This window comes from Rosenbergiella sp. YN46, assembly GCF_036620675.1.
Taxonomy (GTDB): domain Bacteria; phylum Pseudomonadota; class Gammaproteobacteria; order Enterobacterales; family Enterobacteriaceae; genus Jejubacter.
Window position 1 is genome coordinate 37593 of sequence record NZ_JAZHEE010000033.1, and the last position, 8271, is coordinate 45863.

General features: G+C 59.3%; 7 protein-coding genes. 3 read left to right on the plus strand and 4 right to left on the minus strand.

Going from position 1 to position 8271, the window contains the following annotated elements; genetic code table 11:
* Positions 1-95: 95 nt before the first annotated feature.
* Both V3W49_RS18235 and V3W49_RS18240 read left to right on the plus strand, forming a co-directional pair.
* Entirely contained in the window at positions 96-1457 is a 1362-nt protein-coding gene (locus V3W49_RS18235) for an amidohydrolase family protein (RefSeq protein WP_500147407.1), read from the plus strand.
* Positions 1458-1874: 417 nt separating this feature from the next.
* Positions 1875-2783, plus strand: coding sequence for a LysR substrate-binding domain-containing protein (locus tag V3W49_RS18240; protein WP_500147408.1), 909 nt, complete (start codon positions 1875-1877; stop codon positions 2781-2783).
* On the opposite strand, the gene argE is transcribed toward V3W49_RS18240, so the two are convergent.
* From argE to V3W49_RS18260, 4 genes are read right to left on the minus strand one after another with little or no spacing between them, the layout of a single operon-like run.
* On the minus strand, positions 2780-3928 hold the full coding sequence (argE, locus tag V3W49_RS18245) for an acetylornithine deacetylase (protein WP_500147410.1): 1149 nt from the start codon (positions 3926-3928) through the stop codon (positions 2780-2782). The two genes, V3W49_RS18240 and argE, sit on opposite strands and share 4 nt — an antisense overlap.
* A complete protein-coding gene (locus V3W49_RS18250) occupies positions 3921-4595 on the minus strand; it encodes a DUF1028 domain-containing protein (RefSeq protein WP_500147411.1) in 675 nt (224 codons plus the stop codon). Before V3W49_RS18250 ends, argE begins: the two co-directional genes overlap by 8 nt.
* A gap of 11 nt (positions 4596-4606) precedes the next feature.
* Positions 4607-5029: a RidA family protein gene (locus V3W49_RS18255; RefSeq protein ID WP_500147413.1), complete on the minus strand. Its 423-nt coding sequence runs from the start codon at positions 5027-5029 to the stop codon at positions 4607-4609.
* Between the two features lie 57 nt (positions 5030-5086).
* Positions 5087-6496, minus strand: coding sequence for a purine-cytosine permease family protein (locus V3W49_RS18260; RefSeq protein WP_500147414.1), 1410 nt, complete (start codon positions 6494-6496; stop codon positions 5087-5089).
* A 394-nt stretch (positions 6497-6890) separates the two neighbouring features.
* On the opposite strand from V3W49_RS18260, the gene V3W49_RS18265 reads away from it, so the two are divergent.
* Positions 6891-8150 carry a flavin-containing monooxygenase gene (locus V3W49_RS18265; RefSeq protein WP_500147415.1) on the plus strand — a complete coding sequence of 420 codons (1260 nt, stop codon included), beginning with the start codon at positions 6891-6893 and terminating at the stop codon, positions 8148-8150.
* Positions 8151-8271: the final 121 nt, after the last annotated feature.

Consider the following 8271-nt stretch of genomic DNA (forward strand, 5'->3'; position numbering starts at 1 on the left):
CTATTCGGTTTACCACTAGCCGGTAGTGGCAAATATCGCTGCGCGGTTAATCCGGGTCGGTCAGGATAAGACAAATCACCGACAGGAGACCTCTGATGACCTCTTCTATTTGCGGCAGTCGCCGCGACTTTCTTTGTACCGGGGCCAGGCTTACGGCGGCTGGAACGCTGCTGGCTGCGGGGATGAGTGGCCCGGCCTCCGGCGTACAGCCCCGAATCAACGATGCAGAAAAATTGACGCTCCCTACCCGTTACCGCCTGCATAATGTGCGGCTGGAAGAGAGCTTTGAGAAAGAGGGAGAGATTGTCGTGGCTACCCAAACCGGGTTGTACGACGTTGATGTCGACGGCGGTAAGATTGTCGCGCTACACCCCGTAGGCGCCAGTCCGGGGGAGGCAGGGCCGGATGCCCGCGGCGCGCTGATGCTCCCCGCCACCCGGGATATGCATATTCATCTGGACAAAACCTTTTATGGCGATCCCTGGCAGGCGCCGCGCCCGCGTAAAAGCGTGCTGGAGATGATCGAACGCGAGCGGCGTTTGATCCCGCAGCTGCTACCGCGATCCGTCGAGCGGGCGGAAAAGCTGATTGCGCTGTTACAGTCGAAGGGCAGCACCTTTGCCCGTAGCCACTGTAATATCGATCCGGTCAGCGGTCTGAAGAGTCTGGAGCATTTGCAAATCGCGCTACAGAAACATCAGGCCGACTTTGAGTGTGAGATAGTCGCCTTTCCGCAGCACGGACTGCTGCGCTCGCACTCTGAGAAACTGATGCGCGAAGCGATGCAGATGGGGGCACATTATGTGGGCGGACTGGATCCGACCGTGGTCGACGGCGCCATGGAAAAGTCGCTGGATACCCTGTTTGCTATCGCGCTGGACTATCAGGCCGGGGTCGATATCCATCTGCATGAAACGGCGCCGTCCGGCGTGGCGGCCATCCGCTATATGCTTCGCACCGTGCGCGAGAATCCGGTGCTGAAAGGAAAGGTAACTTTGAGCCACGCTTTTGCACTGGCGACGCTTCAGGGCGAAGAGCTCCACGACATGGCGGCGGAGCTCGCGGAGCAGGGGTTTAGCGTCGCCAGTACCGTGCCCATTGGCCGTCTGATTATGCCGCTTGCGGAACTTAAAGCGGCAGGGGTGAAGGTGATGAGCGGTACCGACAGCGTGACCGATCACTGGCAGCCTTACGGTACCGGCAGTATGCTGGAGAAGGCCAACCTTTATGCCCAGATTTATGGCGGCCCGGATGAGTTTTCCTTGAGCCGGGCGCTGGCGCTGGGCAGCGACGATACGCTGCCGCTCAGTCATGACGGTAAGCGCCAGTGGCCTGTTCTTCAGCAGAGTGCGGATTTTATGCTGGTGGATGCCAGCTGTTCCGCCGAGGCGGTGGCGCGTATCTCGCCAGTCGTCGCCACCTTCCACCGCGGTCGTCAGGTTTACGGCTCGCTGTAGAGGGTGAAAAGCGGCCTTTCCGGCAGGGCGTTGATAACCAACGTAATGCAGGCACAACCCAGTGCTTGCATTCACGGCAATATCTCCGGTGGCTGTGTCCTGGAGCGCTGCTGTCATTCGGGCACGGTGGCTGGAATATCTCTGACAACTCATTTTCGGTGATTACCAACTCTTCAGGCAAGTAAGCCCGGTAGCCGCTCCCGCTGGGGTGGCTTCCTTACTTTTGGTCATAGCCTTTTCTTATCTGATCCTGATGACAGCAGCCCGGCGACCGGTTTTTCTTTATGCTGGAAGACGGCTGCAAAATCTTGATTTCGCGATCCCGAACGCTTTGTCCGGGCGCGGCGGCTGATTACACTATCTTAAAACGCGCCTGAGGGACCGGGTGACACATAACACCTGCATTAAGGAGCCCCTATGGCGAACTATACCCTGCGCCAGTTAAAATATTTTGTTGCCACCGTGGAAAGCGGCAGCGTGGCGGAAGCCTCGCGAAAGCTCTATATCGCCCAGCCTTCGATCTCGACGGCGATAAAAAATCTGGAAGACAGCTTCGGCGTGCAGCTGTTTATCCGTCACCACGCTCAGGGGGTTTCCCTGACGCCTTCCGGAGCGCGCTTTCACCATAAGGCTCTGCGCCTACTAAGGATGGCGCATGAATTCGAACAGGATGCGCTGGCGGATAACGATATGATCTCCGGGAAGATCGATATCGGCTGTTTTGAAACCGTCGCGCCGCTGATCCTGCCGAAGCTGCTGCGCGGTTTTAAGGCGAGTTATCCCGGGGTGGAGATAGTGATCCGCGACGGCGAGCAGCACGAACTGGTACAGGGGCTGACCGCCGGCAGTTTCGATCTGGCGCTGCTGTTTAATCACGATCTGGACGACAGCATCAGCGTCGATCCGCTGGTGGCACCGAGTCGCCCATACATCTTGCTGCCCGCCAGCCATAGGTTCGCCAGCCAGCCCTGTATCTCGCTGGCGGATCTGGCGGATGAGCCGATGATCCTGCTGGACGTACAACCCAGCCGTAACTACTTCGTTAACCTGTTTACCCGGGCCGGGATTACCCCCAACATCGTTTTTAGCTCGCCTTCCATTGAAATGGTGCGCGGCATGGTAGGGCAGGGATTCGGGTTTGCCGTGCTGGTGACCCGCCCGCACGGCGAGCGCAGCTACGACGGCCAGCCGCTGGCGGCGGTCGAACTGGCTGACGAGGTGGAAGGATCTGGTCTGGCGGCGGCCTGGCTGCGCCGCAGCCGGTTAACCCGACCGGCGCAGCTGTTCGTGGAATTCTGTAAGGCGGAGCTGGCAGAGGCAGTTTAAGCCGCCATCCAGCCTTTCAGGCTGGCCAGCATCGCCATACAGCGATCGAGCTGCTCAATCTCGACATACTCATCGGCTTTGTGGCCCTGTTCCATGCTGCCTGGCCCGCAGACCAGGGTGGCGACGCCCGCTTCATCGAACAGTCCGCCTTCGGTACCGAAAGCCACGGTGTCAAAGCTGTCGCTACCGCACCAGTCGGCCAGCAGTTGGGCGAAGTCGGATTGCGGATCGGTCAGCAGCCCGGGATAGCGGCTCAGCGGCTGAAAGCGAATATCGCAGCCATCGTCGATGCGATGCATGGCGGGCAGCAGTTCGCTCTCTGCATAGCGGCGCAGCGCGTCGAAGGTCGTTTCCGGCGCGTGATCCGGCAGATGGCGAATTTCGATATCGAAGCGACAGTGTTCCGGCACGATATTCAGGGCGCTGCCGCCACTGATGGTACCCACCTGTAGCGTGCTGAATGGCGGATCGAAACGCGAGTCCTGGCGCTGGCGGAGTTCTTCGCCAAGAGCGCCAAGTTTGCCGATAAGCTTCGAGGCGTAATCGATGGCGTTGACGCCCTGCGGCGCATACGCCGAGTGGCAGGGGTGACCCTGTACCTGGCAGCGCATTGCCATCTTTCCTTTATGACCGAAAACCGGTCGCATCCGGGTAGGTTCGCCGATAATGCACAGGGCGGGCTTATCGGGGCTGGCCTGAATATGAGACACCAGACTGCGCACGCCCAGGCAGCCCACCTCTTCATCGTAGGAGAAGGCCAGATGCAGCGGCAGGCGCAGCGGCCGGGCGGTGAAATCCGGTATGGCCGCCAGCACGCAGGCCAGAAAGCCTTTCATATCGGCGCTGCCCCGGCCATAGTAGCGACCGTCTCGCTGGGTCAGGGCGAAAGGCGGAACGCTCCACTGCTGGCCATCCACCGGCACCACATCGGTATGGCCGGAGAGGATCACTCCACCGCCACCCTTCGGGCCAAGGGTGGCGTACAGATTGGCCTTGCTGCCGCTCTCGTTGTAAAACAGCTCGCTATCGATGCCGTGTTCCGCCAGATAGTCGCGTATGGCGTGAATCATCGCCAGGTTCGACTCGCGGCTGGTGGTGTCGAAGCTTAGCAGGCGCGCCAGGATCTCTCGCAGGTTGTTATTCATCGCCCGGTACTCCGTATCCCGGCGCCTCCCGCGGATCGATAGCGCGGGTAATATAGTCCTGCATCTGGGGAGCATAGGCCTGCCATAATTCGGCAAGCTGTCCGATGGGATCGCTATCGGCCCAGTCCACCCGCAGGTCGACTATCGGCCAGCTGTAACCGCCTACCACCTTCAGGGCGGCGGAGTGCACCGGCCCGGCTTCTCCGCCTTTGGCCAGCGCGGCCTGAAGGGCGGACACCAGCCGACCGGGGAGCGGGCCGCTGCTCTGCTCAAAATGGCTTATCAGGGTATCGACAACCGTCGTATCGGCCAGCATATTCCCTGCCGCCACGCAGCCGCGCCCCCGGGCCTCATGCCAGGTACCGAGCGAGCGGGCACCGCTAAAGACCGCCGTTTCGCCGCGACTGTCGATAACCGTAATCTGACGGTATTCGCTGAAGTCCCGACCGGCCAGCACCTGCTTCAGGGCCTGCTGAGGCGTCGCTCCCTGTGCCAGGGCATCAAGAATGTCCGGGCCGAGCTGGGGCAGGGTGATATTCTGGCTCGATACCGCTCCCACGCCGGAACGTGCCCAGGGGCAGCGCGCCCCAACGGCGATGCTGGATGAGCTGACGGCGATGCCCAGTTGCCCGGTTTCCGGGCAGCGTGCCGCAATAGAAAAGGTCATGGCGCCTCCTGTTACTGGTTATCCGGAATTACGGCGATAACGTCAATTTCCATCAACCACTCGGGCTGGGCCAGGCCGGCAACCACCAGACCAGTGGAGATAGGAAAGACCCCTTTCAGCCATTTGCCCACCTCGCGGTAGACCGGCTCGCGAAAGCGCGGATCGGTAATGTAAGTGGTGGTCTTTACGATGTGCGAAAGGTCGCTGCCCGCCTCTTCCAGCAGTTGTTTCACGTTTTTCATCGCCTGCTCCGCCTGGGCCTGAGGGTCGCCCAGCCCCACCAGATTGCCTTCGAAATCGGTGCCGACCTGGCCGCGCACGTAGACGGTATTACCGGCGCGCACCGCCTGGCACAGATCGTTGTCCAGGGTCTGGTTGGGGTAGGTGCTTTTGGTATTAAACATGCGGATACGGGTATGGGTGGGTGAGCTCATGTGTGACTCCTCTGTTCTTCTTTCCTGTACGGCGCCCGTTCAGGCGCCGTGTTTTATTCAGCTTATGGGATGTTGCAGCCCGCTCTGGCGGCGGCGATAGGCGGTGTCACGGGTGGCCAGCCAGTAATAGAGCGGCGAGGTCACCAGCAGGCCAATCAACCATGAAAGATCGGCGCCATTGATATAGCGCGAGATGGGGCCGACGTAGAGCGGGGTATTCATAAAGGGGATCTGCACCAGAATCCCAATGGCGTAGGCCAGCAGCGCCTGGGGGTTATAGCGACCGTAGATGCCGCCATCGACCCGGAAGATCGACTGAATATCGTAGCTGCCCTTGTGGATAGCATAGAAGTCGATCAGGTTGATGGCGGTCCAGGGCACCAGAACCACCAGCAGCGCCAGAACCAGATCGACAAAGTGGCTGATAAAGTCGGCGGAGGCGCCGATCGCGGCAATACAGCAGCCGATCAGCACGATGATGGAGATCCAGGTACGACTGCGGTGCCCGGGGATCCAGCGCCAGACGAAGGTCTGCACCAGGGTGATGATAGAGAGCACGGCGCCATACAGGTTAAGGGCGTTATGGCTGATTACGCTCAGCAGGAACAGGATCAGCATTAGCGGGCCAATCGCGCCTGTGGCAAGTTTCACCGCTTCCATGGTTTCCAGCCCCGGCGGCGTTGCCAGTACCGCCATGGCGCCAAAAATAAACGCCAGGCTGGAGCCCAGGGTCGATCCCAGCCAGGTAGCCCAAAAAGTAGAGGCAACAGAGACCTTTTCCGGCAGATAGCGGGAATAGTCGGAAACGTAAGGGGCAAAGGCGATCTGCCATAGCGCCGCCAGCGAAACCGTCGCCAGCCAGCCGGAGAGATTAAAACTGCCGCGGGTCAGGAAGTCCCCGGTGTGGATATGGGTCAGGATATAGCCGAAGCCGACCAGGATCCCTATCCCCAGCACCCAGGTACCGATGCGGTTGAGAACGTGAATAAAGCGGTAGCCGATAATGCCGATCGCGCCAGAGCCCACGGCGCCGAGCATAATGCCGACCGGTAGGGGGACGCCGTCGGCGATGCCGTGCAGCGACTGGCCCGCCAGCACGATATTGGAGGCGAAGAAACCGATGTACATGATCCCGGCGATGACCACAACCAGCAGCGATCCCAGCGAGCCAAACTGGGCGCGGCTCTGAATCATCTGCGGGATCCCCATCTGCGGGCCCTGCGCGGAATGGAGCGCCATCAGTACGCCGCCGATCAACTGACCGACCAGAATGGCGACGATGCCCCATAGCAGATTCAGGTGAAAGAGTTGAATGCCAAGGGCGCCGGTGACGATCGGCAACGGCGCGATATTGCCCCCGAACCAGAGCGTAAACAGATCCCTGACTTTTCCGTGCCGATCTTCCGGTGGAATATAGCCGATAGTGTGTTTTTCAACGAGCGGTGGCGATATTTGTGTGTTGGACATAGCAAACTCCAAAGCGACAAAGAGACAGGTGAAGTCGTGCTGGTGCCGCATCATGATGGCGGCTTTTTGTTATCGAATTGATAATGCGCACTGTTGCGGCGGTGGGTAAATTAGTAAGTTTGTTCTCAGGGGTTAGAAAAAAACTATATCTGCTTATTCACCCGAAATAACAGGGTAACTAGTTGTCAGTAATATGAATTTGTGATGGATGAACGCGGCGTCAGCGCGTTTAGCTATTACCGTCTGCAAGCCTGGGAATCCCCTTTTAAAGGGTGCAGGTAATTGTAAGGTAGCTGATTTGTTAATTTATGGTCAGTAACCAGCTTAATACTATTTTACCCTCCCACGGCGGCTCCATAGTCTTGAGTTATTCCCCATGACTCAGGATACAGAGATGACGCCAGAAACAATTCAAATCGACACATTAGTGGTGGGCGCGGGGCAGGCCGGTGTGGCGATGAGCGAACACCTGACCCGTCTGGATATCCCGCACCTGGTGCTGGAAAAAAATCGGATAGCCGAAGCCTGGCGTAGCGCGCGCTGGGATTCGATGGTGGCGAACGGCCCGGCCTGGCACGACCGCTTTCCCGGTATGGCGTTTCCCGGCGATCCTGACGGCTTCGTGCCGAAAGAGCAGATCGCAGATTACTTTGTCGCCTATGCGCAGCAGTTCAACGCGCCGATTCGTACCGGAGTAGAGGTGAAACGACTGCGTCGCAACCAGGGGCGCCCCGGTTTTACCGTTGAAACGTCGGAAGGAACCATCGAAGCGCTGCATGTGGTGGCCGCGACCGGCCCGTTCCAGCGCCCGGTTATTCCGGCGATAGCACCCCAGGATCCGGAACTGTATCAGATTCACTCGGCGCACTACCGTAACCCGCAACAGCTTCCTGAAGGGGCGGTTCTGGTGGTGGGCGCAGGATCTTCAGGCGTACAGATCGCCGATGAACTGCGGCGCGCCGGGCGCGAGGTGTATCTGTCGGTTGGCCCTCACGATCGACCGCCGCGTTCTTACCGTAATCGTGATTTCTGCTGGTGGCTGGGCGTTCTGGGGCTATGGGATCTGGCCTCCAGCGAACCGGGCAAAGAGCACGTGACCATCGCCGTAAGCGGCGCCAGAGGCGGGCGCACCGTCGATTTCCGGCATCTGGCGCATGAAGGAATTACGCTGGTGGGCAGAACCCAGGCCTTTGAGCAGGGGATCGCTACATTCAACGCCGATCTGGCGGATAATATCGCCCGCGGCGATGAAAACTATCTGGGGCTGCTTGATGCCGCAGATGCCTGGGTGGAACGTAACGGTGCCTCCCTGCCGGAAGAGCCCGAAGCGCGGGAAATGTTGCCGGATCCCTCATGTGTTACGGATCCGATTCTGAGTCTCGATCTGGCCCGTTCAGGCGTGACTTCGATTATCTGGGCGACCGGTTACGCCACCGATCACAGCTGGATGGAGGTCGATGCTTTTGATGAGCTGGGCAAGCCGCGTCATCAGCGCGGCGTTTCCAGTGAATCAGGCATCTATTTCCTGGGGTTGCCCTGGCTGTCGCGCCGCGGCTCCACTTTTATCTGGGGCGTATGGCACGATGCGAAGCATATCGCCGACCATATCGCCACCCGACGTAATTACGAGCATTACCAGCCGTCGGGGGAGTAGGGGGCTTTTGGATAAGGTATAAAAAAACCCGGCGCAGATGGCGTTAATGCCGATCAGTTAAGGATCGGTTGATCGATCCAATAGTTGTGTAAGAATCCGGAAACGCTCACTCGTTTCCGGA

Bases quoted from the DNA above. Each gene is read 5' to 3' on its own strand.
- V3W49_RS18235 (WP_500147407.1), top strand. From the start codon at position 96: ATGACCTCTTCTATTTGCGGCAGTCGCCGCGACTTTCTTTGTACCGGG.
- V3W49_RS18240 (WP_500147408.1), top strand. From the start codon at position 1,875: ATGGCGAACTATACCCTGCGCCAGTTAAAATATTTTGTTGCCACCGTG.
- argE (WP_500147410.1), bottom strand. From the start codon at position 3,928: ATGAATAACAACCTGCGAGAGATCCTGGCGCGCCTGCTAAGCTTCGAC.
- V3W49_RS18250 (WP_500147411.1), bottom strand. From the start codon at position 4,595: ATGACCTTTTCTATTGCGGCACGCTGCCCGGAAACCGGGCAACTGGGC.
- V3W49_RS18255 (WP_500147413.1), bottom strand. From the start codon at position 5,029: ATGAGCTCACCCACCCATACCCGTATCCGCATGTTTAATACCAAAAGC.
- V3W49_RS18260 (WP_500147414.1), bottom strand. From the start codon at position 6,496: ATGTCCAACACACAAATATCGCCACCGCTCGTTGAAAAACACACTATC.
- V3W49_RS18265 (WP_500147415.1), top strand. From the start codon at position 6,891: ATGACGCCAGAAACAATTCAAATCGACACATTAGTGGTGGGCGCGGGG.